This window comes from Mycetocola reblochoni REB411 (assembly GCF_900163835.1).
Lineage (GTDB): Bacteria > Actinomycetota > Actinomycetes > Actinomycetales > Microbacteriaceae > Mycetocola_B > Mycetocola_B reblochoni.
This window is the reverse complement of sequence record NZ_FUKR01000005.1, coordinates 1-21198: the sequence shown is the minus strand read 5'-3', so window position 1 is coordinate 21198 and position 21198 is coordinate 1. Positions and strand designations below refer to the sequence as shown.

The following is a 21198-nucleotide window of genomic DNA, read 5'->3' as shown; positions in this document are numbered from 1 at the left end:
GACGGATGCCTAGTGTCGGCTGTATCGGGCACCGCGCCCGATCGGGACGGCCACATCCGTTCACCTGGTACAGATCACTGGCCGGCTCGACGACGAACCGGGCTCCGCGCCCGGGGGGCGGAGTGAGCGTGACCATCACAGATCCGATCCTGGCCGGTGCAGAACTGCTGCCGTCCGACACCGACGAGCAGACGCCGCCGAGCACGCGCGTCTACGTCATCGACACCTCGGTGCTTCTCGCCGACCCGCAGGCGATCCTCCGGTTCGCGGAGCACGAGGTCGTCCTGCCCATCGTCGTGCTCGGGGAGCTGGAGAAGAAGCGCCACGACCCGGAGCTCGGCTACTTCGCACGGAGGGCGCTGCGGCTGCTCGACGAGCTGCGGGTGCGCCACGGACGGCTCGACCGGCCGGTCCCGGTCGGCTCCGCCGGCGGGATGCTCCGCATCGAGCTCGGCACGGCCGATCAGAGCGGGGTGCCTTCCGCGCTGCGTGGCGCCGACAACGACTCCCGGATCCTCGCGACCGCCTCGGTGCTCGCTGCACAGGGCTCCGACGTCTGCGTGGTCAGCAAAGACCTGCCGATGCGTGTGAAGGCGTCGTCGCTCGGGCTCCTGGCCGAGGAATACCGCGCGGAGCAACGGCCGGACTCCGGGTGGACGGGGCTCGCGGAGCTCGCACTCAGCGCGAGCGAGATGAGCGACCTGTACGACAGCGAGGTCGCCCTGGCGGACGAGGTGGAGGACCTGCCGGTCAACACGGGGCTCGTCATCCAGTCGGAGCGCGGCTCGGCGCTCGGGCGGGTCACGGGGACGCGCGAGTTCCGGCTGGTCAGGGGCGACAGGGAGGTCTTCGGGCTGCGGGGGCGCTCCGCGGAGCAGAGGCTCGCGATCGACCTGCTCCTCGACCCCGACGTCGGGATCGTCAGCCTCGGCGGGCGCGCGGGAACGGGCAAGTCCGCCCTCGCCCTCTGCGCCGGGCTCGACGCGGTCCTGGAGCGACGTGAGCAGCGCAAGATCATGGTGTTCCGCCCGTTGTACGCCGTCGGAGGCCAGGAGCTCGGCTACCTGCCGGGGGACCAGGGCGAGAAGATGAACCCGTGGGGCCAGGCCGTGTTCGACACGCTCGGCTCGGTCGTGTCCGACAACGTGCTCGAGGAGGTCGTCGCCAGGGACCTGCTCGAGGTGCTCCCGCTGACCCACATCCGCGGTCGCTCGCTGCACGATGCCTTCGTGATCGTCGACGAGGCGCAGTCGTTGGAGCGCAGCGTGCTGCTGACCGTGCTCAGCCGCATCGGTCAGAACTCGCGCGTCGTGCTCACCCACGACGTAGCGCAGCGGGACAACCTGCGGGTGGGCAGGCATGACGGGATCGCGAGCGTGATCGAGACGCTGAAGGGGCACGCACTGTTCGGCCACGTCACGCTCACGCGCTCGGAGCGCTCCGAGATCGCCGCTCTGGTCACGGAGCTGCTGGAGGCCCAGGAGACGGCCTGACCACCTGATCAGCTGATCACCTGACCGCTCCGGCCGGCCCGCACGCACGGCGATCGCGGGCCGGCCGTCGCGGGACCGCAGGGGGCTGGGGACGCGTTCCCCGGCCGGCGGTGGGCGCTTCTACTGTGGTCGTCGTGCAGGGGGACGGGCTCAGGCCGAGCAGACGCGAGATCGGCCTGGGTGTCTGCCTCGCCGTGCTCGTCGCACTGGCCGGTGCCCGGTCATTCGACGGCCTCCTACCCACGCTCGTCTTCGCCGCGCCCGCGCTCGTCCTCGCCGTGGTCACGCCGACCCTGTGGCGCGTCGATGTCGTCGAGCATCGGCTCCCCGACGCGCTCGTGGGCCCCGTGCTCGCGGTCGGCGCCGCGGCCGTGGCGGTGCAGCCGGAGCGTCTCCCCGCCCTCCTCGCGGTCGTCGCCGTGCTCGTGGTGCCGCTCATCGTGGCCGCGCTGATCGGCGGAATGCGGCTCGGCGACGTCAAGCTCTCGCTCGGCTTCGCGCTCGCGCTGGCGGCGGGGGAGTGCCAGACCGCGCTCGCCGTGGAATCCGCTGTCAGACTCGGCGTCATCGCGCTCCTGGTGGGCGGCGGCGTCGCCATCGCGGAGGTGGTCCGTCGGGGCTGGAGACGGAGCATCCCGTTCGGTCCGGCGCTGCTCGTCGGGTTCTGGACGGAGGCGGTCGTCGTCGGGCCGTGACCACGCGAATCACCGACCGGATCGGCAGCCGGCCGCGTGGGGTGTCGGACGGCTCGGGTGCCGGGCGGCGCAGGAGATGGACGGCTCGCGTGCCGCACGGTGCGGATACCGCACGGCGCGGGCGCCGGACGGTGCGGATGCCGAGCGTGGGGCCCCGACCGGCGCCGACGCTGACCGGCCGGCGGGCCCCCGTCGGGGAGGGACGCGCCCGCCCCGACGGAACCGCTCTCAGCCCGGGTGCGTCATCGAGAGCAGGTCGAGGGCGGCGTCGAGCTGCTCCTCGCTGATCTCGCCACGCTCGACGAATCCGAGCTCGATCACGGCGTCGCGCACGGTCACACCCGCCGACACCGCATGCTTGGCGATCGTCGCGGCCGCCTCGTACCCGATGATCTTGTTGAGCGGGGTGACGATCGAGGGCGACATGCCGGCGAGCTCCGCGGCGCGCTCAAGGTTGGCGCTCAGCCCGTCGATGGTCTTGTCGGCGAGGACCCTGGCCGCGTTGCCCAGAAGCCTGATCGACTCGAGCAGGGCCGTGCCCATCACGGGGATCTGCACGTTCAGCTCGAACGCGCCGGACGCCCCCGCCCAGGCGATGGTGGCGTCGTTGCCGATGACGCGGGCCGACACCATCAGGACGGCCTCGGGGATGACCGGGTTGACCTTGCCCGGCATGATCGAGGAGCCCGGCTGCAGGTCGGGGATGTGCAGCTCGCCGAGGCCCGTGTTCGGACCGGAGGCCATCCAGCGCAGGTCGTTGGAGATCTTGGTCAGCCCCACCGCGACGGTGCGAAGGGCGCCCGAGGCGTCGACGAGGCCGTCCCTGTTCGCCTGCGCCTCGAAGTGGTCCTCGGCCTCGGTGATGGGAAGCCCGGTGGCCTCCTGCACGTGCGCGATCACCTTCTGTGGGAACCCGGCGGGGGTGTTGATGCCCGTCCCCACGGCGGTCCCGCCGAGCGGGACCTCGGCGACGCGGGGGAGCGCACTGCGCACCCGTTCGACGCCGAGCCTGACCTGCCGGGCGTAGCCGCCGAACTCCTGGCCGAGGGTGACAGGGGTGGCGTCCATGAGGTGCGTCCTGCCCGGCTTGACGGCGTCGGCCCAGAGCGCGGCCTTGGCCTCCAGAGCGGCGGCCAGGTGCTCGAGAGCGGGGATCAGGTCGGCGATGAGCGCCTGCGTGACCGCGATGTGCACCGAGCTGGGGAAGACGTCGTTGGAGGATTGCGAGGCGTTCACGTGGTCGTTGGGGTGAACGGGGGAGCCGAGCGTCGCCGTCGCGAGCCCCGCGAGGACCTCGTTCATGTTCATGTTGGACGAGGTCCCCGAGCCGGTCTGGTAGACGTCGACGGGGAACTGGTCCGCGTGCTCACCGGCGATGATCCGGTCGGCCGCGGAGACGATGGCGGCGGCGACGTCCTCGGGGAGTACCCCCAGCTCGGCGTTCGCCCTCGCGGCGGCACGCTTGACCTGGGCCAGCGCCACCACCTGGGCGTGCTCGAGTTGCGAGCCGGAGATGGGGAAGTTCTCGACGGCGCGCTGCGTCTGGGCGCCGTACAGGGCCGAGGCGGGGACCCGGACCTCTCCCATGGTGTCGTGCTCGATGCGGTAGTCGCCGTTGTCGTTGGCCACGGTGTGCTCTCCCTCTGTGTTAAGGGGCCGAACGCGTCGTTGTCGTCCGGCCGGTGGTGTTCTCGTGGTCGATGTCGCCGAAGACGACGTGCGCGGACGCCGTGCCGTTGACGAGCTCGTAGTTGGCGCCGACGATCCCGAGGGTGCCGTTGGTGACGGCGGCCGAGATGATCTCCGAGCCGCGGACCAGGTCCATGACGGTGTGGCGCAGGTGCTGTTTGCCGACGAGCGCGGCATCGATCTCCGAACCATCGTCCCCGTGACTGCGCTGGACGTGCTCGACGGCCGGCGTGATGCTGTTGATGATCGTCTGGATGTGCGGGGACTCGGACGGCACACCGCTCTCGACCGAGTCGATCGTCGCCCTGACGGCTCCGCAGTTGTCGTGGGCGAGCACGACGATCAGCGGGACGTGCAGCACCGCGACGGCGTACTCGAGGGAGCCGATCACCGAGTCGGAGATGATCTGACCGGCGTTGCGGACGACGAACAGGTCGCCGAGGCCCTTGTCGAAGATGATCTCGGCCGCGAGCCGCGAGTCGGCGCAGCCGAACAGGGCGACGCTCGGGGCCTGCGAGGTCGCCAGCTCCTGTCGCCGCTCGACGTCCTGCCGGGGGTGGCGGGGCCCGCCGGAGACGAAGCGGGCGTTGCCGCGCTTCATGCGCTGCCAGGCGCGTGCGGGGCTCTCGTACTCTGTCATCGTTCTGATGCCTCCGTGATCGTGGGGGTGAGGCTGCTGGCGAGTTCGGCGAACTCGTCGTCGGGTGCGGTTCCGACGAGCACGAAGGTGCTGCCGCCCCCGTCCGCGACCATGCCGTACTCGGCGTTGCCGACGTCGTCGGTGCTGTCGCGGTTGTCGTAGACCGTCCACGTGACGCCGTCGATCGTGACGGTGGTGTCCGCTGCGGTGTTGGCCAGCTGCTGGGCGACCCAGCTCGGGTTGGCGTCGAGCCCCTGCGCCAGTCCGATGTACTCGTCCGACGGGGTGAGGAATCCGATCTGCCAGCTGCTGACGCCGTCGGCCGTGCTCGTGCGGATCTCCGCGTAGTTCGACCGCCACCCCTCGGGCAGCGACGGGGCCGCCAGGCGCTGCTCGTGGTCGGACTGGGCGTTCTGCGCCAGGGCGGTGTAGTCGACGTCGCGGTGGCGGGGGGTGTCGTTCCTCGGCACGATCATCACGATCACGAGCACCAGCCCGAGCGTGACCAGCAGCGAGTAGACGAGGTTGCTCAGCGTCTTGCGCATGCGGTACTTGCGGGAGTCCTCGGCCTTGCGCTCCGCCGTCTCCTCCGGGGTCTCCGGGCGGCCGAGCTCGGCGACGACCCGGGGCTCGCTGGTCTTACTCATCGCCGTTCGGCTCCGCACCGGCGCGCTCGCTCCTGGCACGGTCGAGCCGGTCGCGCGCCCCGATCAGCCAGTGCTCGCATCGCTGGGCCAGCGCCTCGCCGCGCTCCCAGAGGGCGAGCGACTCCTCGAGGGTGGTCTGGCCCTGTTCGAGGCGGGAGACGACGGCCACCAGCTCATCCCTGGCCTGCTCGTAGCTGAGCTCGCCGACGTCGGAGGTGCGGGGTTCTGCCATGGTGTTCATCCTAGTCGTCGCGGGAATCGGGAACGGCGGGCGCGGACGCGGCCGGGCCGAGCGAGCGGGCGGCGAGGCGCCCGCCGGAGAGGGACACGACCAGCTCGCGACCGTCGGGCGCGTCGGACGGAGTCCGGACGACGCCGCCGTCGGCGCCCTGGACGATCGCGTAGCCGCGATCGAGCGTGGCACGGGGGGAGAGCGCACGCATCTGTGCGCAAAGCCGCTCGACCAGGGCGAGCTCGTCGCCCACCCGTCTGACCGCGAGCTCGTCACCGCGGGCGACGAGCATCGTCAGCTCCTGGGAGCGCTGGTCGACGATCCATCCGCCGTCGACGAGCACGGGCCTGCTGCGCAGCTGCTGGATGCGCTCCTGCTCGTTCTGGATGAGCGAGGTCACTCGCTGGGACAGGCGGCTCCTGGCCTGGTCGACGCGGAGGAGCTCCTCCGCCAGGTCGGGGACGACGCGTTTGGCCGCGTCGGTGGGCGTCGACGCGCGCAGATCGGCGACCTCGTCGAGCAGGGGGCGGTCGGCCTCGTGGCCGATCGCGGAGACGACGGGGGTCGTCGCCGCGGCGACCGCGCGGAGGATGCGTTCGTCGCTGAAGCCGAGGAGGTTCTGGAAGTCGCCCCCACCCCTGGCGATGATGATGACCTCGACCGCGGGGTCGGCGTCGAGCGTCGCCAGGGCGCTCAGCACCTCGGGCACGGTGCGCTCTCCCTGCACGGCGGCGTGAACGGTCCGGAAGCGCACGTGGGGCCAGCGGAGCTGGGCGTTGCGGAGGACGTCCTTCTCGGCGTCGGAGTCCTTGCCCGTGATCAGGCCGATGGTGCCGGGGAGGAACGGGAGGCGCTTCTTGCGCTCGGGGGCGAACAACCCCTCGGCACCGAGCTGCGCCCTCAGCTGCTCGATGCGCTCCAGCAGGGCGCCGAGCCCGAGCTGCTTCATCTGCATCACCTGGACGGTGAGTGTCCCGCCCTTGACCCAGTAGTTGACCTTGACCAGCGCGACCACCCGATCGCCCTGCGAGAGCGTGGCCGGCAGCTTGGACCTGACGGAGGACCAGATGGTGAAGCTCACCGTGGCGTCCTGCTCGAGGTCCTTGAGCTTGCCGTAGACGTTGCCGCCGGAGACGCCCCACTGGGTGATCTCGCCCTCGATCCAGATCGTGCCGAGGCGGTCGATGTACTCGCGCAGCCGTGCGCCGAGCTCGGCTACGGGCCAGGGCGCCTCCATGGTGGCGGGCTGCGGGCTCATCGGTGCTCCTCTAGACTGACCGCGGCGGACACCGCCGGAATGATCGTTCTCGTCAACGATAACGGTCATCCGGCCCCCGATCGGACGAGCTCCGCCACTGTGCTCGGACGGCCCCGGACGGGCCGCTGTGAAGGAGAACCGTGCCGGAAGACGACAAGAGACCAGAGCCGGAGTTCGGCGTCTACGCGACGCCGGAGGAGCAGCGACGCCGGATGGGTCTACCCGCCGAGCCGGAGGCCGAGGCGTCGGCGCAGGGACAGGGCGTCCCCGGCACGGCGCAGGCGAGCGCCCCGCAGCGGCCGTCGGTTCGCCCCGGCCCCGCGGCGCTTCCCGGGACTCCGGCTCCCTTCAACTGGAACAGGGCGCTGACCTTCCTCCTGCTCGGAGTGGGGCTGTACGTCACCCTCACCTCGGTGCCCGGTCTCCTGGACCTCTACGGCACGTTCAGCGTCGTCGCCGAACAGCTCGGCGTCGACGGCGACACCGGCCTGGTCAACAGCCTCGGGCTGCGGATCATCGGCGTCGTCATCGCCCTGAGCTACATCGTCGGCTGGATCGCCGCGCTCTGGCTGTCGCTGCGGCGTCTGCGCCGCCAGGTGTCCAGCTGGTGGATCCCTCTCGTGATCGGTGTGGTGGTCACCGTGATCGTCTTCGCCCTTCTCATGGCGGCGATGCTCTCCCAGCCCGACTTCGTCACCACGCTCATGGATAGCGCGGTCGTCGTGCCGAGCGGCGTTCCGACCCCCTCGTCGACTCCCTGAGCGGATCCGGGGCAGACGACGGGGCCCGGTGGACGGTAGCGATACCGTGCACCGGGCCCCGTGCCGTGGGTCGGGTCAGCGACCCGAGTGACCCGCGGAGCCCAGCTGCGTCGCGGACTCGACCACGCGCGCGGCCATCGCGGTCTCGGCCTTCTTGCCCCAGGCGCGGGGGTCGTAGACCTTCTTGTTGCCGACCTCGCCGTCGACCTTGAGGAACCCGTCGTAGTCGCGCAGCACGCTGTCGGCGACCGAGCGGCTGAAGGCGTACTGCGTGTCGGTGTCGATGTTCATCTTGATGACGCCGTTCGCGACGGCCTCGGAGATCTCCGCCTCCGTCGAGCCCGACCCGCCGTGGAAGACGAGGTCGAGCGGCTTGTCGCCGGTGCCGAACTCGGCCTTGAGGCCGTCCTGGATGTCCTTGAGCAGCTCGGGGCGGAGCCGGACGTTGCCCGGCTTGTAGACGCCGTGGACGTTGCCGAAGGTCAGCGCGGCCATGTAGCGGCCCTTCTCGCCGAGGCCGAGGGCCTTGACCGTCTTCACCGCGTCGTCGAGCGTGGTGTAGAGGTGCTCGTTGATGTCGTGGCTGACACCGTCCTCCTCGCCGCCGACGACGCCGATCTCGACCTCGAGGATGGCGTTGATCGCCCGCGTGCGCTCGAGCATCTCCTCGGCGATGGCGAGGTTCTCGTCGAGCGGGACGGCCGAGCCGTCCCACATGTGCGACTGGAAGAGCGGCTCGCGGCCGGCGGCGATCTCCTGCTCGCTGGCGGCGATGAGCGGACGGACGAAATCGTCGAGCGCGTTCTTCGGGCAGTGGTCGGTGTGCAGGGCGACGGTGACGGGGTAGTTCGCCGCGACCTCCCGCGCGAAGCGGGCGAAGGCGATGGCGCCGGTCGCGCGCGCCTTCACCGTGTGCCCGGCGAAGTAGTCGGCACCGCCGGTGGTGACCTGGATGATGCCGTCGGAGCCGGCCTCGGTCAGTCCCTGCAGGACGGCGTTCAGCGTCTGAGAGCTCGAGACGTTGAACGCTGGGTAGGCGAAGCCGGACCGCTTGGCGGTGTCGAGCATCTCGGCGTACTGGTCTGGGGTAGCCACGGGCATGGTGAAGCTCCTTCGGAGTGACGGCTCGGCGCGTCCGTGCTCCGGCGCGCAGATGAGATGGCTTCAGTCTAGGGAATCGCCGGGGCGGGGTGGGGATGCCACTCGTCGCGGAATCCTATAGGATTACAGGACCCCGATCAGTGACCAAGGAGAGCGCAATGACGCGACTGTTTAACGAACCCGCCGACTTCGCCGACGAGATGATCGCGGGCTTCGTCGCCGCGGCCTCGCGGTGGGTCCAGGCCGCACCGGGCGGAGTCGTGCGCTCCACCCGCGCGCCCGAGCCGACCGTCTCACTCGTGGTCGGCGGCGGCAGCGGGCACTATCCGGCCTTCGGCGGGCTCGTCGGACCGGGCCTCGCCCACGGCGCCGCGATGGGCAACCTCTTCGCCTCGCCCTCGGGAACGCAGGTCTACAACGTCGCCAAGCGCACGGAGCAGGGCAGGGGGATCCTGCTCAGCTACGGGAACTACGCCGGCGACGTGCTGCACTTCGGCCAGGCTCAGGACCGGCTGCGGGCCGAGGGCCACGACGTCCGCACGGTGCTCGTCACCGACGACATCTGGAGCGCGCCGGCCGACCAGATCGAGAAGCGCCGCGGCATCGCCGGCGACCTCGTCGTGTTCAAGGTCGCCGGGGCGGCGGCCGAGGCCGGGCACGACCTCGACGCCGTCGAGGAGCTCGCCCGGAGGGCCAACGCCAGGACGCGCTCCTTCGGCGTCGCGTTCTCCGGCTGCACCCTGCCCGGAGCGGACGAGCCGCTGTTCACCGTTCCGGAGGGCCGCATGGCGGTCGGACTGGGCATCCACGGCGAGCCGGGCATCGACGAGACCGACATCCCGACGGCGAACGAGCTGGCGGAGATGTTCGTGGAGAAGCTGCTGACCGAGCTGCCCGAGGGCGTCACCGTCGCCGGCTCCCGTGTCGTGCCGCTGCTCAACGGCCTCGGCTCGGTGAAGTACGAGGAGATGTTCGTCGTGTTCAAGCGCGTGAGCGAGCTGCTCGGCGAGGCCGGCGTCACCGTCGTCGAGCCGGAGGTCGGCGAGCTGTGCACGAGCTTCGACATGGCGGGCGTCTCGCTCACCCTGTTCTGGCTGGACGAGCAGCTCGAGGAGTTGTGGTCGGCTCCGGCCGACAGCTCGGGGTTCCGCAAGGGCAGCGTCGCCCCGCAGCTCGTCGCCGAAAAGGTCGATGCCGAGGAAGAGGCGGAGGCCATTGCGGTGGCCTCGGAGGAGTCCCGCGCGCTGGCGGCGACCGTCCTCGCCGCGCTCGACGCGGTCGTCGACGTGGTCGACGCGAACGCCGAGGAACTGGGCCGGATCGACAGGATCGCCGGTGACGGCGACCACGGCATCGGCATGCAGCGCGGCTCCCACGCCGGGCGCGACGCCGCTCGCGGGGTCGTCGCGGCCGGAGCCGGCGCGCAGACGACGCTCAACCGTGCGGCCGAGGCGTGGTCGGACCGGGCCGGGGGCACCTCCGGCGCGATCTGGGCCGAGATCCTCCGCTCCCTCGGGGCCGAGCTCGGCGACGAGTCCGCGGCGGATGCCGCGACCGTCGCTCGCGGCGTGGTCGCGGCCAGCGACGCGGTGATGGCGTTCGGCAAGGCCAAGCCGGGGGACAAGACGATGGTGGATGCGATCGTGCCGTTCGCCGAGACGCTCGCGGCGGAGGTCGCCTCGGGCGCCGAGACCGTCGCCGCCTGGACGACCGCGGCGGCCGCCTCCGAGGACGCCGCGGACAAGACCGCGGACCTCACGGCTAAACTCGGACGTGCACGGTCCCACGGCGACAAGTCGCAGGGGACCCCCGATCCCGGAGCGATCTCGTTCGCCCTGATCGTGGCGGCGGTCCTCCCGGTGCTGGCCGCGAGCTGAGCGGCCCCCTGTTCCTGTTGTGAAATCAGTTCGATGAAGGAGACGTGCGATGGCTGAGAAGCTTCGTCTGGTGATCGGTTCGGATGATGCCGGTTTTGGGTACAAGGAGATCGTGAAGGGGATGGTGCAGGACGAGGGTCTTGTGGCGTCGCTGGTGGATGTGGGCGTGGATGCGGAGTCGCACACGGCGTATCCGAGTGTCGCGGTCGCGGCGGCGGAGAAGGTGGCCTCGGGTGAGGTGGATCGTGCGTTGATCTTCTGCGGGACGGGTCTGGGTGTGGCGATTGCGGCGAACAAGGTCGCGGGTGTGCGTGCGGTGACGGCGCATGATTCGTTCTCGGTGGAGCGTGCGGTGTTGAGCAATGATGCGCAGGTGTTGTGCATGGGTCAGCGTGTGGTCGGGATCGAGTTGGCGAAGCGTTTGGTGCGTGAGTGGTTGACGTATCGTTTTGATCCGTCGAGTGCGTCGGCGGAGAAGGTCGCGTTGATCGGTGAGTATGAGGCGGGTCATCCGATCGCTGTGGAGGGCGCACCATCGTGTTGACCACCGACCGGGCGGGCGCCCCGGCGTCCCGCCTCGGCCGTGGCCGGTTCCTCATCGGTTCCAGCCTGAAGATGTACTTCAGCCGCGAGCGTTCCGTCGAGTGGAGCGAGGCGGTCGCCGACATCGTGCGCGAGCACAGGGCGACGGCCGCGGGCGCGGCCACCGTCTTCGTCATCCCGAGCTTCCTCGCCGTCGAGGCCGTGGGACGCGCGCTCGGCGACAGCGGCGTCCTGCTTGGTGCGCAGGACATGTACTGGGAGGACGGCGGGGCGTTCACCGGCGAGGTGTCCGGTCCACAGATCCGCGAGCTCGGGGCCGTGCTGGTCGAGATCGGGCACGCCGAACGGCGCGCCTTGTTCGGCGAGACCGACGACACCGTCGCGCTCAAGGTCGCCGCGGCGTGGCGCAACGGGCTCACGCCTGTGCTCTGCATCGGCGAGGTCGCCGAGCAGGACCCCCGCTCGGCTGCGATCGAGTGCAGGACCCAGCTGAGCGCGTCGCTGTCGGCGGCGCGCGAGGCCGGCCTCACCGGCGACCTGGTGGTCGCCTACGAGCCGGTCTGGGCGATCGGGGCGGCCGAGCCCGCCGGCGCCGACCACATCAGGGCGGTCTGCGCCTCGCTGGGGGAGCAGGTCGCTGACGACCCCGCCGTCGGTGAGCACCGCGTGATCTACGGCGGCAGCGCCGGACCCGGGTTGCTCCCCGGCATCGCCGACTCCGTGGACGGCATGTTCCTCGGACGCTTCGCGCACGACCCGGAGGCCGTCAGGCTGATCCTCGACGAGATCGCCGGCATCGCACGGATCGGCGAGCCCACGGCATGAGCCGACAGCAGGGGGCCTCGCCGGCGGGCATCGACCGCCGTGGTCTGCGTGACCGCGTCTACGACATGATCCTGCGCAAGCTCCTCGAGGGCGAGATCCCCGCGGGCGCACGGCTGTCGATCGACAGCATGGCGAAGGTCCTCAACGTGTCGCCGACGCCGGTGCGCGAGGCGCTCGTCGAGCTCGAACGCACGGGACTGGTCACCCGCGAGGCCTTGAAGGGCTATCGCGTCGCCCCTCCGCTGAACACCGAGCAGCTCGAGGAGCTGTTCCAGGCCCGTACCGTCCTCGAGGTCGAGGCTGCCCGTCTGGCGGGCGCGCATGTGCCCGCCATGCTGCCGGAGCTCAGGGAGCGCCAGCGGCGACACAGCGAGGAGGGCGACCGCATCCTCGCCAGGGGCAGCGCGGACGAGCCGGTGCCGCTGCAGCTGACCCAGGACTACTTCCAGAGCGACTTCGAGTTCCACCGCGCCGTGTTCGAGCACTCGGGCAACCGCTACCTGGTCGGCATGTACGAGTCGCTCGGTGCGCTGACGCACCGCATGCGTCAGGCCGTGGTGCGCGGGCCCGATGACGTCACCGAGGCCGCCGCGGAGCATCTCGCGGTCGTGCTGGCCTATGAGGCCGGTGACGTGGACGGCGCCGTCGAGGCGATGCGGGCGCACATCGCGAACGTCAGGCAGCGGTCGATGGCGGCGTCCGGCGACGGCGTCTGATCCAGCCCACCGCGTCGCGACCGGACGCACGGTGCGTCGCATCGGCGAACGCGCGAACGTGAGCGTCTGATCCGGTCCCCGCGTCGTGCTGCGCGGGGGTGCATCGGTGAGCCCTCGAGCCTGAGCGCCCTCGAGCCCGACTGCCCTCGCGCCCGAGCGGTCGTCGCATGTCGTTCGTGCCGTCCTGAACGGGCGAGGGGAGGGCGCGGGCGCGGCCGGCCGGACGCGCTGTCGAGCGTGCTTGCATCCGCCGCGAGCACGGCCTATATTTCCTATAGGATATTTCAGGTGCGGTTCCCGCGCCCCCACCCCCACTCATGCAATGGAGCACAATGTCTAGCGTTGACACCCGCTATACCGCCGAGACGTGGCCGATCGCCACCTGCCTCCACGGGATCCCCGCCGTCGACAGGAACGGGGTGGCACTGCACGACGCCCCCGCCGAGGTCTGGGACGACGTCTTCGCCCAGGTCGCCAGCGTCGGCTTCACCCTCGCCGAGCTCGCCGACAGCCACGTCCGCCCGGCCGACCTGTCGGCCAGCCGCCGCGACGAGTTCCTCTCCATCGCCGCCTCGCACGGCGTCAGCATCCCCTCCGTGCACGTCCAGCGCCAGAGCGTCATCCAGCCGGGCAAGGGCGAGGAGAACCTCGCCTACGCGCACCGCAGCATCGACGCCGCCGCCGAGTGGGGCATGTCGGTCTTCTCGACCGGACTGCACCAGCCCTTCACCCAGGCGCAGAAGGACGCGCTCTGGTTCTGGACCGCGCAGGGCCCCGTCGACCCCGACGACCGCGAGACCTGGGACCTGGCCGTCAGCCGCATCCGCGAGCTCGGAAAGCACGCCGCAGAGGTGGGCCTGCCGGTCTCCCTGGAGATGTACGAGGACACCTACCTCGGCACCGCGGACAGTGCCGTGCGCTTCGTCGAGGCCGTCGGCCTGGACAACGTCGGCCTCAACCCTGACGTGGCGAACCTCATCCGCCTGCACCGCCCCGTCGAGGACTGGCGCGAGCTGTACCGCAAGACGCTTCCCTACGCGAACTACTGGCACGTCAAGAACTACACCCGTGACGAGGCCAAGGACGGCAGCTGGGCCACGAGCGTCCCCTCCACGATGGAGGCGGGACTCATCAACTACCGCGAGGTCGTGCGCGAGGCCATCTCCGTCGGCTTCAACGGCATCATCCTGTGCGAGCAGTACGGCGGCGACAGCCTCGGCGTCTGCGGCACCAACCAGACGTACATCCGCACCCTGCTGCCCCAGGGCTGAGCGCACTCGACGAAGAGTTAGGAGACAACCATGAGCACTCGCACCATCGCCGTCGTCGGTTCCGGATACATGGGTGGAGGGATCGCCCAGGTCCTCGCCCTGTCCGGCGCGACCGTCGTCATCGCCGACATCTCCGAGGAGATCGCCACCAAGAACTACGCCCGGCTGGTCGAGGAGGCCAGGCAGTTCGTCGCCGACGGCCTGTTCCCCGCCGACGCCGTCGAGCGCATCGAGGCGAACCTGCGCCCCGCCGCGAGCATCGAGGACGCCGTCGCCGACGCCGACTTCATCGAGGAGGCCGTCCCCGAGAAGATCGAGATCAAGCACGAGACGCTCCGTCGCATCAGCGCCGCCGCGCGCCCCGACGCGATCATCGGCTCCAACACCTCGACGATCCTCATCGGTTCGCTCGCCGAGGCCGTCACCGGCCCCGAGCGATTCCTCGGCGTGCACTTCTCGAACCCGGCCCCGTTCATCCCCGGCGTCGAGCTCATCCCGCACGCGGGCACCTCGCCGGAGGTCCTTCCCGTCGTCGAGGAGATCGTCGCCGCGACCGGCAAGCAGACCGCACGCGTCTCGGATGCGACGGGCTTCGTGCTCAACCGCCTCCAGTACGCGCTGTTCCACGAGGCCACGCAGCTGGTCGAGGAGGGCGTCGCGACGCCGGAGGACATCGACACGATCGTCCGCACCACCTTCGGCTTCCGCCTGCCGTTCTTCGGGCCGTTTGCGATCGCCGACATGGCCGGGCTCGACGTGTACTCGTTCTGCTACGCCTCGCTCCAGACGCGCTGGCCCGAGCGCTTCGCCACGCCCGAGGTGCTGTCCGATCTGGTCGACGCCGGCAAGCTCGGCACCAAGACCGGCGCGGGCTTCCTCGACGTCCCCGCCGACCGCACCCCCGAGCTGGTCGCCTACCGAAACAAGGCCTACGTCGCCATGCAGAAGCTCATCGACGAGCTCGGCCCGGCCCCCATCCACCCGGCCAACTGACCAGGGCAGAAAGAACAGAAGGAACACCAACCATGAGCATCGCCTTCCCCGAATCGCGCACCGTCGTCCTCACCGGCGCCGCCTCGCCGCGCGGCATCGGCCGCGCCAGCGCCCACTACCTGGCCGAGCAGGGCTGGAACATCGGCATCATCGACCTGGACGCCGACGCGGCCGCCGCCGTCGCCGCCGAGATCGCCGAGCAGCACGGCGTCCTCGCCGCCGGCGCCGGAGCCAACGTCGCCGACGAGGCCCAGGTCCGGGCCGCCTTCGACTCGCTCGAGGCGGCGCTGCCGCAGCTCGTCGCCCTCGTGAACCTCGCCGGCGTGTCCTCGCCGGTGCCCTACCTCGAGGTGACGAACGAGGAGTGGAACCGTGTCATGAACATCAACATGAACGGCGTCCACTACGCGACCCGTCGCGCCGTCGAGTCGATGGTCGGCAACGGCGTCGGCCGTGTCGTCAACCTGTCCTCCGTCTCGGCCCAGCGCGGCGGCGGCACCTTCTCCAAGACGGTCTACTCGGCGGCGAAGGCCGGCGTGATCGGCTTCACCCGCAGCGTCGCCCGCGAGCTCGGACACCAGGGCGTCACGGTCAACGCGATCTCGCCCGGGCCGATCGACACCGACATCATGGGCGGCACCCTGACCGAGGAGCGCAAGACCGCGATGGCCGCCGACGGCGTCCTGCCGCGCATCGGCACGCCCCGCGACATCGCCGCCGCCATCGCCTACCTCATCAGCGAGGACTCCGGATTCGTGACGGGCCAGACCCTGAACGTCGACGGCGGCCTCTACATGCACTAGGCCGTCATGGCACTGAACACGGAGCCGGGCCGCTGGAAGGCCCCCCGCATCATCGCGCTCTGCCTCGGGATCATCTGCGTCGGCGTCGGGATCGTCATGATCGCCCCCACGCTGTTCGGCTGACCGGACCGCGCCGGTCCGGCGGCCGATCCGCTCGCTCGGCTGGCCCGGTCGGCCCGCTGACCGGGCCACACGCCCTGCCCCTGCCAGCGGGGCGGACGACACCGTCGCCGCCCCGCCCCCCTTCGTCACACCCCCATTCGCATCACCGTCACACCCCGCACCTCAAAGGAGAGAACGTTGAGTTCATCAACCCGCGCGGACTCCCAGGCGCTGCTGAACAGCCCGCACCTGAAGTCCGGAATCAAGAAGGCCGCCACCCGGCTCATGCCGATGCTGGTCATCCTCTACTTCGTCGCCTTCCTCGACCGGACCAACGTCGGCTTCGCCGAGGAGGCCCTGTCCATCGACCGCGGCATCACGGCCGGCGCCTACGCGCTCGGCGCCGGAATCTTCTTCATCGGCTACGCCATCTTCGAGATCCCCTCGAACCTGCTGCTGGAGAAGTTCGGTGCCCGCGTCTGGCTCGCCCGCATCGCCATCACCTGGGGTATCGTCGCCACGGCGTTCGCCTGGGTGCAGAACGACACCATGTTCGTCATCCTGCGCTTCCTGCTCGGCGTGACCGAGGCCGGTCTGTTCCCCGGCGTCATCATGTTCCTGGCGCAGTGGTTCCCGAACAAGATGCGTGTGCAGATGTTCGCCATCTTCTACCTCGCGCAGCCGTTCTCGCAGATGCTCGGCGCTCCGCTCAGCGGTGGTCTGATCAGCTTCGGCGACCAGTTCACGCCGTGGCACGGCTGGCAGGTGATGTTCTTCGTCGAGGGCATGATGGCCGTCGTGGCCGGTATCGCCGCGCTGTTCTTCCTCATCAACTCGCCGCAGCAGGCCAAATGGCTGAGCGTCGAGGAGAAGAAGGCCCTCGCCGACGTCATGGCCGACGAGCAGAAGGTCAAGGAGTCGGACGGCCCGAAGGGCATCGGCGCCGCACTGGTCAACTGGAAGGTGTGGTACTTCACCATCATCTACTTCGGCCTCCAGGTCGCGGTGTACGGCACGACCTTCTACCTGCCGCAGCAGGTCGGCAACCTCCTCGGGCAGTCGGTCGGCTGGCAGGTCGGTCTGGTCTCCGCCATCCCGTGGGCGGTCGGACTGTTCAGCTGCTACTACATCGGCAAGTACGCGAACACGGTCCGCCGCCGTCGCACCTGGGGCACCTGGTTCTACGTGATCACCGGTCTGAGCATCCTCGGCTCCGCGTGGGCGGGCGCCAACGGCCAGCCGATCCTCGGCATCTTCTTCATCACCCTCGCCGTCGCCAGCTTCCTCGGCTGCGGTCCGATCACCTGGTCCTACCCGACGGCGTTCCTCAGCGGTGCGGCCGCTGCGGCGGGCATCGGCCTGATCAACTCCCTCGGTAACCTCGGTGGCTTCGTCGCGCCGATCATGAGGACGAGCATCAACGAGTCCATCCCGACCGATTCCGGCGCCTGGGGCGTCGTCTCGCTCGGCGTGTTCGCGTTCCTGTCCGCCGCGATGCTGTGGGGCACCCGCTTCTTCAGCTCGAAGGCCGACGCGCTGCTCGAGGAGGAGGCGAAGACGGCCACCCCCGGCCACTGACCCGTCGAACCGCCTGACCGGGCGGGCCGTCCCCTCGGGGGCGGCCCGCCCGGTCGCGTGTGGAGACGCGGCCGACGACGTCGGTGGTCGCGCGCGGGCAGCGGCGGTCCGGCCGGTAGCCTCGAGGAATGGTCTTCGACGCGTTCGACGAGTGGGCGTCCCGCCGGGGCGTTCCGGTGTCCTCCGTCGTGGTGGAGGCGCAGAACAGCGACTACGAGTCCGGCCTCGCCCGTATCGACGGGCAGGACTGGCACGTCAGGACGGCACGAACGACGCCGACGAAGCCGGGGGCGTTCCTCGCCTTCTGGCGAAGGCGGCCGGACGGAGCCACCGCGCCGTTCGAGCGGGACGCCGTGGGCGCCGGTCTGCTCGTGTTCGTCCGCCAGCAGGAGCGGCGCGGCGTGTTCGCCTTCACCGCGGCGCACCTGGACGCGCTCGACGTCACGGCGGGGTCGGGCCGGGGCAAGCGCGGCTTCCGGGTGTACCCATCCTGGTGCGGGGGCCTCAACCCCGCAGCGCTCGCCACTCAGCGGCGCCAGGCTCCGGCGTTCGAGGAGTTCTGAGGCCGCACCCTGTCGCCGTGCGGGTGATCCGTCGCCGTGCGGACGACGAACGGGGAGGGCACCATATGGTGCCCTCACCGTTCGGCGTTCCGTCCTCGCCGGGACTAGGCGGTCCCGCCCTCGTCCGTCACCGTGCCCGTGCCCGTGGCCGTGGCGGCGTCGCCCGCGGCCTCGGCGTCGGGGGCAGCCCCGGTCGCCGTCGTGAACAGCGACGCGGCGATCGGCTCGACCTCCAGGCGGAGCACGTCGTTGAACTTGTTGAAGAAGGTGCAGGTCGTCAGCCGCATGGTCAGCTCGAGGACCTGCGAGTCCGTGAACGCGGCGCGCAGCCCGGCGAAGAGCTCGTCGCTCACCCGGTTCGCATCCGCGGTGACCTGCTCGGCGTACTCCAGGACGAGCCGGTCGGTGTCGTCGAAGTCGTCCCTGCCCCTCCAGTCGCCCTCGACGACCGCAGTCGTCTGCTCCAGGGTGAGGCCGGTGCCGACCGCCTGCGGCGTGTGGTGCACGACGCAGTACTCGCAGGCGTTGCGGGCGCTGACGGCGAGCACGCCGAGCTCCAGGTAACGCTGCGGAACCTCGCTGTGGTGGTAGTAGGCCAGCAGCAGGTTGGTGACCGCCTCCAGCAGCGGCGGGTGGTGCGCGAGGGACTCCGCCTGGTGCATGAACTTGTCCAGGCCCGCCTCGTGGAACCGGCGGTAGGACGCCTTCACCTCGTCGCTCGCCTCGTCGTAGGGGATCAGGGGCAGTCTGCTCATGGATGCTCTCCGTGCTCGTCGGTGGGTGTCGTCGCCCGCCTCTCCGGTGACCGGGGCGGCGGGACGGCGGGGACAGGGGTGCCGCGGACCGCCGGTCGGGTGATCGCCCGAGCGGCGGAGCGCTCCGCCGGGTTCAGCGCACGCTGTCCGGCAGCCAGGCCGGGCTCGCGGTGACGTAGTCGGCGATCGTGATGGGGGTGTCGAACAGGCCGGCGTCGTAGAAGGTGTCGGCGAGCTGCTGCTGCGCCTCGACCGCCGCGTCGTCGACCGGCTGCACGCCGAAGGTGCGGCGTTCGTGCGCCGCCTCGAGCGGCTCCACGTCGAGGCCGAGCTCGTCGGCGAGGATCTGCGCGGCCTCGTCCTTGTTCTGCTCCGCCCACTGGTCCGACTCCTGCAGCTCGTCGAGGATGATCGACAGCACCTCGGAGTCCTCGGTCTGCAGCTTCTCGGAGGCGAAGTAGAAGGTGCGGTTGTCGGCCAGGCCGGTCGCGTCGGTGACCGTCGTCGTGTCGACCGTCTGCTGGATGATCGCCAGGTACGGGTCCCAGGTGCCGAGCACGTCGAAGGAGCCCTGCTGGAACGCGGACAGACCGTCCGCGGCGGCCTTGTAGTACTTCACGTCGACATCGTCGATGCTGTGGCCGGCCTCCTCCAGCGCCCGGATGAGGAGGTAGTGCATGTTGCCGCCCTCGATCACGCCGACGCTGCGGCCGACGAGGTCGTCGACGTCGTCGATGCCGGAGCCCGCCTTCGACACCAGGGCGACGCCGGTGGGGTAGGGGGTCTCGGACGCGGCGTACTCGACGGGCTTGCCGCCCGCGGCGGAGAACACCGCGTTCGCGTCGGAGGAGTGGCCGAAGTCGATGTTGCCGGTGTTCAGCGCCTCCAGGACGGCGATGCCGATGGACAGCTCGGTCCACTCCACGTCGTAGCCCTCCTCGGCGAGGCGCTCGTCGAGGTTGCCCCTGGCCTTGAGGATGTTGACCGTGTTGCCCTTCTGGTACCCGATGCGGACCGTGCCGTTCTCGGCGTCGCCGCCGCCCTGCGAGGTGGAGCACGCGGCGGTCCCGGCGACGAGGGCGGCGAGGAGGCCGGCGGTGAGGATGGTGCGGATCTTGGTCATGAGGTGAGTCCCTGCCTGTCGATGATTCGGTTGAAGATGTCCTCTTCGTGGCTGTAGAACGCCTGGTCGCGCCGCCGGGGGCGGGGCAGGTCGATGCGCCGGTCGACGGACACCCGGCCGTCGGCGAGGACGATGACGCGGTCCGCCAGGGCGACGGCCTCCGCGACGTCGTGGGTGACGAGGACGGCGGTGAAGCCGCGCTCCTCCCAGAGGTTCTCGATGAGCTTCTGCATCTCGACGCGGGTGAACGCGTCCAGCGCACCGAGTGGCTCGTCGAAGAGGATCAGCTCAGGGTCGCTCGCGAGCGCGCGGGCCAGGGCGACGCGCTGGCGTTGGCCTCCGGACAGGGTGCTGGGCCACGCGTCCGCCTTGGCACCCAGCCCGACGCTGTCGAGCACCTGCGCGGTGGCGGCGGGGTCCTTCGTCACCAGCTCGATGTTGCGGCCGACGGTCTGCCACGGCAGCAGCCGGTCGTCCTGGAACATGACGCGCACCCGGTTCGACGGACCGTCGACCCGCTCGCCGTCCAGCTCGATCCGCCCCGCGCTGATCGGCTCGAGACCGGCGATGGCGCGCAGCAGCGTGCTCTTGCCGCAGCCGCTCTGGCCGACGACGGCGACGAACTCGCCGCGGGGGATCCGCAGCTCGAGGCCGTCGAGGACGGTGACGTCGCCGAACCGCTTGGTCACGCTCTCCAGTGCTACCTCGACGCTCATCGGCTGGTCTCCTTCGTCGTGCGTCGGGTGGAGGGTGTCCGGACGAACGCCGGGTTCCAGCGGAGCAGGCGCTGCTCGAGGAGCACGGCGACGACGTCGGACAGCTTGCCGAGGATGGCGTACAGCAGGATGCAGAGCACGACGATGTCCATCTGGACGAAGTCCCTCGCGCGGTTGGCCAGGTAGCCGATCCCCGCGTCGGAGCCGATCGTCTCCGCCACGATGAGCGACATCCACATGATGCCCAGGGCGTAGCGCACGCCGACGAGGATCGACGGCATCGCGCCCGGGATGATGACCCGGAGGTACAGGTCGCGCGGGCTGAAGCGGTAGACCTGCGCCATCTCGATGAGCGCCGGGTCGATGTTCTTGATGCCGTTGTAGGTGTTGAGGTACACCGGGAACGCCACGCCGAGTGCGACGAGGAACACCTTCCCCTCCTCACCGAGGCCGAAGGCCACGATCACCACGGGGATGAGCGCCAGATGCGGCACGGTCCTGATCATCTGGATGGAGGTGTCGAGCAGGTTCGCAAGGATGCGTGAGGTGCCGTTGACGAGGCCGAGCACCAGCCCGATGATCCCGCCGATGAGGAATCCGGTGAAGGCGCGCTGCGTGCTCACCCAGACGTGCTCGGCCAGCTCGCCGCTGAGCAGCAGACGGTACCCCGCCTCGGCGACCTCGGTCGGCTTGGGCAGGTACTCGGTGTCGATCAGCTGCCAGAGCACGACGGCGACGACGGGAATGATCCAGGGGACCAGGGGGGAGCGCGCGAGCGCTCGTCTGAGGGGTGACATGGTGGGGGCTTCCATGGAGG

Annotated in this window: 22 protein-coding genes; 12 read left to right on the top strand and 10 right to left on the bottom strand. The window is 70.3% G+C overall.

The window, feature by feature from the left end; genetic code table 11:
- Positions 1 to 5: 5 nt before the first annotated feature.
- Entirely contained in the window at positions 6 to 1493 is a 1488-nt protein-coding gene (locus tag FM119_RS00735; protein ID WP_087135781.1) for a PhoH family protein, read from the top strand.
- Positions 1494 to 1603: 110 nt separating this feature from the next.
- A complete protein-coding gene (locus FM119_RS00730; RefSeq protein WP_143822586.1) occupies positions 1604 to 2188 on the top strand; it encodes a hypothetical protein in 585 nt (194 codons plus the stop codon).
- A 228-nt stretch (positions 2189 to 2416) separates the two neighbouring features.
- On the opposite strand, the gene FM119_RS00725 is transcribed toward FM119_RS00730, so the two are convergent.
- Genes FM119_RS00725 through xseA form a run of 5 tightly spaced genes read right to left on the bottom strand, consistent with a single transcriptional unit; the run spans position 2417 to position 6723 of the window.
- Entirely contained in the window at positions 2417 to 3817 is a 1401-nt protein-coding gene (locus FM119_RS00725; RefSeq protein ID WP_276327849.1) for a class II fumarate hydratase, read from the bottom strand.
- Between the two features lie 19 nt (positions 3818 to 3836).
- The gene (locus FM119_RS00720; RefSeq protein WP_087135779.1) at positions 3837 to 4517 is read right to left on the bottom strand and encodes a carbonic anhydrase; all 681 of its coding nucleotides are present in this window, start codon (positions 4515 to 4517) and stop codon (positions 3837 to 3839) included.
- Positions 4514 to 5164: a DUF4245 domain-containing protein gene (locus tag FM119_RS00715; RefSeq protein ID WP_087135778.1), complete on the bottom strand. Its 651-nt coding sequence runs from the start codon at positions 5162 to 5164 to the stop codon at positions 4514 to 4516. The genes FM119_RS00720 and FM119_RS00715 overlap by 4 nt, the downstream gene beginning before the upstream one ends.
- On the bottom strand, positions 5157 to 5396 hold the full coding sequence (locus FM119_RS00710; protein ID WP_087135792.1) for an exodeoxyribonuclease VII small subunit: 240 nt from the start codon (positions 5394 to 5396) through the stop codon (positions 5157 to 5159). Before FM119_RS00710 ends, FM119_RS00715 begins: the two co-directional genes overlap by 8 nt.
- A gap of 10 nt (positions 5397 to 5406) precedes the next feature.
- Positions 5407 to 6723, bottom strand: a complete 1317-nt coding sequence (gene xseA, locus FM119_RS00705; protein ID WP_420845557.1) for an exodeoxyribonuclease VII large subunit — start codon at positions 6721 to 6723, stop codon at positions 5407 to 5409.
- Between the two features lie 71 nt (positions 6724 to 6794).
- Between xseA and FM119_RS00700 the strand changes: the two genes are divergently transcribed.
- Positions 6795 to 7415 (top strand): DUF6264 family protein, encoded by a 621-nt coding sequence (locus tag FM119_RS00700; protein WP_087135776.1) that lies wholly within the window; start codon positions 6795 to 6797, stop codon positions 7413 to 7415.
- A 75-nt stretch (positions 7416 to 7490) separates the two neighbouring features.
- Here the strand turns inward: FM119_RS00700 and fbaA are convergent, their stop codons facing one another.
- Positions 7491 to 8516: a class II fructose-bisphosphate aldolase gene (gene fbaA, locus FM119_RS00695; RefSeq protein WP_087135775.1), complete on the bottom strand. Its 1026-nt coding sequence runs from the start codon at positions 8514 to 8516 to the stop codon at positions 7491 to 7493.
- A gap of 158 nt (positions 8517 to 8674) precedes the next feature.
- On the opposite strand from fbaA, the gene FM119_RS00690 reads away from it, so the two are divergent.
- The 9 genes from FM119_RS00690 (at position 8675) to FM119_RS00650 (ending at position 17787) form a co-directional block, all read left to right on the top strand.
- On the top strand, positions 8675 to 10393 hold the full coding sequence (locus tag FM119_RS00690) for a dihydroxyacetone kinase family protein (protein ID WP_087135774.1): 1719 nt from the start codon (positions 8675 to 8677) through the stop codon (positions 10391 to 10393).
- Positions 10394 to 10442: 49 nt separating this feature from the next.
- Positions 10443 to 10937 carry a ribose-5-phosphate isomerase gene (locus FM119_RS00685; RefSeq protein ID WP_087135773.1) on the top strand — a complete coding sequence of 165 codons (495 nt, stop codon included), beginning with the start codon at positions 10443 to 10445 and terminating at the stop codon, positions 10935 to 10937.
- On the top strand, positions 10931 to 11761 hold the full coding sequence (locus FM119_RS00680; RefSeq protein WP_245827157.1) for a triose-phosphate isomerase family protein: 831 nt from the start codon (positions 10931 to 10933) through the stop codon (positions 11759 to 11761). The genes FM119_RS00685 and FM119_RS00680 overlap by 7 nt, the downstream gene beginning before the upstream one ends.
- Positions 11758 to 12477 carry a GntR family transcriptional regulator gene (locus tag FM119_RS00675; RefSeq protein WP_087135772.1) on the top strand — a complete coding sequence of 240 codons (720 nt, stop codon included), beginning with the start codon at positions 11758 to 11760 and terminating at the stop codon, positions 12475 to 12477. Before FM119_RS00680 ends, FM119_RS00675 begins: the two co-directional genes overlap by 4 nt.
- Before the next feature lie 332 nt (positions 12478 to 12809).
- Positions 12810 to 13748, top strand: coding sequence for a sugar phosphate isomerase/epimerase family protein (locus tag FM119_RS00670; protein ID WP_245827154.1), 939 nt, complete (start codon positions 12810 to 12812; stop codon positions 13746 to 13748).
- A 30-nt stretch (positions 13749 to 13778) separates the two neighbouring features.
- Positions 13779 to 14741: a 3-hydroxyacyl-CoA dehydrogenase family protein gene (locus tag FM119_RS00665; protein WP_087135770.1), complete on the top strand. Its 963-nt coding sequence runs from the start codon at positions 13779 to 13781 to the stop codon at positions 14739 to 14741.
- A 32-nt stretch (positions 14742 to 14773) separates the two neighbouring features.
- Positions 14774 to 15544 carry an SDR family NAD(P)-dependent oxidoreductase gene (locus tag FM119_RS00660; protein ID WP_087135769.1) on the top strand — a complete coding sequence of 257 codons (771 nt, stop codon included), beginning with the start codon at positions 14774 to 14776 and terminating at the stop codon, positions 15542 to 15544.
- A 300-nt stretch (positions 15545 to 15844) separates the two neighbouring features.
- Positions 15845 to 17224 (top strand): MFS transporter, encoded by a 1380-nt coding sequence (locus FM119_RS00655; RefSeq protein ID WP_245827152.1) that lies wholly within the window; start codon positions 15845 to 15847, stop codon positions 17222 to 17224.
- 128 nt (positions 17225 to 17352) lie between these two features.
- On the top strand, positions 17353 to 17787 hold the full coding sequence (locus FM119_RS00650; protein ID WP_087135767.1) for a MepB family protein: 435 nt from the start codon (positions 17353 to 17355) through the stop codon (positions 17785 to 17787).
- A gap of 104 nt (positions 17788 to 17891) precedes the next feature.
- On the opposite strand, the gene FM119_RS00645 is transcribed toward FM119_RS00650, so the two are convergent.
- From FM119_RS00645 to FM119_RS00630, 4 genes are all read right to left on the bottom strand, one after another.
- Positions 17892 to 18542 (bottom strand): carboxymuconolactone decarboxylase family protein, encoded by a 651-nt coding sequence (locus FM119_RS00645; protein ID WP_087135766.1) that lies wholly within the window; start codon positions 18540 to 18542, stop codon positions 17892 to 17894.
- A 133-nt stretch (positions 18543 to 18675) separates the two neighbouring features.
- The gene (locus FM119_RS00640) at positions 18676 to 19665 is read right to left on the bottom strand and encodes an aliphatic sulfonate ABC transporter substrate-binding protein (protein ID WP_087135765.1); all 990 of its coding nucleotides are present in this window, start codon (positions 19663 to 19665) and stop codon (positions 18676 to 18678) included.
- A complete protein-coding gene (locus FM119_RS00635) occupies positions 19662 to 20381 on the bottom strand; it encodes an ABC transporter ATP-binding protein (RefSeq protein WP_087135764.1) in 720 nt (239 codons plus the stop codon). The genes FM119_RS00640 and FM119_RS00635 overlap by 4 nt, the downstream gene beginning before the upstream one ends.
- Positions 20378 to 21178 (bottom strand): ABC transporter permease subunit, encoded by an 801-nt coding sequence (locus tag FM119_RS00630; RefSeq protein WP_087135763.1) that lies wholly within the window; start codon positions 21176 to 21178, stop codon positions 20378 to 20380. The genes FM119_RS00635 and FM119_RS00630 overlap by 4 nt, the downstream gene beginning before the upstream one ends.
- Between the last annotated feature and the right edge of the window lie 20 nt (positions 21179 to 21198).

Excerpts from the sequence above, each read along its gene's own strand:
- FM119_RS00735 (WP_087135781.1), top strand. The coding sequence starts at position 6 with ATGCCTAGTGTCGGCTGTATCGGGCACCGCGCCCGATCGGGACGGCCA.
- FM119_RS00720 (WP_087135779.1), bottom strand. The coding sequence starts at position 4,517 with ATGACAGAGTACGAGAGCCCCGCACGCGCCTGGCAGCGCATGAAGCGC.
- FM119_RS00715 (WP_087135778.1), bottom strand. The coding sequence starts at position 5,164 with ATGAGTAAGACCAGCGAGCCCCGGGTCGTCGCCGAGCTCGGCCGCCCG.
- FM119_RS00710 (WP_087135792.1), bottom strand. The coding sequence starts at position 5,396 with ATGGCAGAACCCCGCACCTCCGACGTCGGCGAGCTCAGCTACGAGCAG.
- xseA (WP_420845557.1), bottom strand. The coding sequence starts at position 6,723 with ATGACCGTTATCGTTGACGAGAACGATCATTCCGGCGGTGTCCGCCGC.
- fbaA (WP_087135775.1), bottom strand. The coding sequence starts at position 8,516 with ATGCCCGTGGCTACCCCAGACCAGTACGCCGAGATGCTCGACACCGCC.
- FM119_RS00690 (WP_087135774.1), top strand. The coding sequence starts at position 8,675 with ATGACGCGACTGTTTAACGAACCCGCCGACTTCGCCGACGAGATGATC.
- FM119_RS00685 (WP_087135773.1), top strand. The coding sequence starts at position 10,443 with ATGGCTGAGAAGCTTCGTCTGGTGATCGGTTCGGATGATGCCGGTTTT.
- FM119_RS00675 (WP_087135772.1), top strand. The coding sequence starts at position 11,758 with ATGAGCCGACAGCAGGGGGCCTCGCCGGCGGGCATCGACCGCCGTGGT.
- FM119_RS00670 (WP_245827154.1), top strand. The coding sequence starts at position 12,810 with ATGTCTAGCGTTGACACCCGCTATACCGCCGAGACGTGGCCGATCGCC.
- FM119_RS00665 (WP_087135770.1), top strand. The coding sequence starts at position 13,779 with ATGAGCACTCGCACCATCGCCGTCGTCGGTTCCGGATACATGGGTGGA.
- FM119_RS00660 (WP_087135769.1), top strand. The coding sequence starts at position 14,774 with ATGAGCATCGCCTTCCCCGAATCGCGCACCGTCGTCCTCACCGGCGCC.
- FM119_RS00650 (WP_087135767.1), top strand. The coding sequence starts at position 17,353 with ATGGTCTTCGACGCGTTCGACGAGTGGGCGTCCCGCCGGGGCGTTCCG.
- FM119_RS00645 (WP_087135766.1), bottom strand. The coding sequence starts at position 18,542 with ATGAGCAGACTGCCCCTGATCCCCTACGACGAGGCGAGCGACGAGGTG.
- FM119_RS00640 (WP_087135765.1), bottom strand. The coding sequence starts at position 19,665 with ATGACCAAGATCCGCACCATCCTCACCGCCGGCCTCCTCGCCGCCCTC.
- FM119_RS00635 (WP_087135764.1), bottom strand. The coding sequence starts at position 20,381 with ATGAGCGTCGAGGTAGCACTGGAGAGCGTGACCAAGCGGTTCGGCGAC.
- FM119_RS00630 (WP_087135763.1), bottom strand. The coding sequence starts at position 21,178 with ATGTCACCCCTCAGACGAGCGCTCGCGCGCTCCCCCCTGGTCCCCTGG.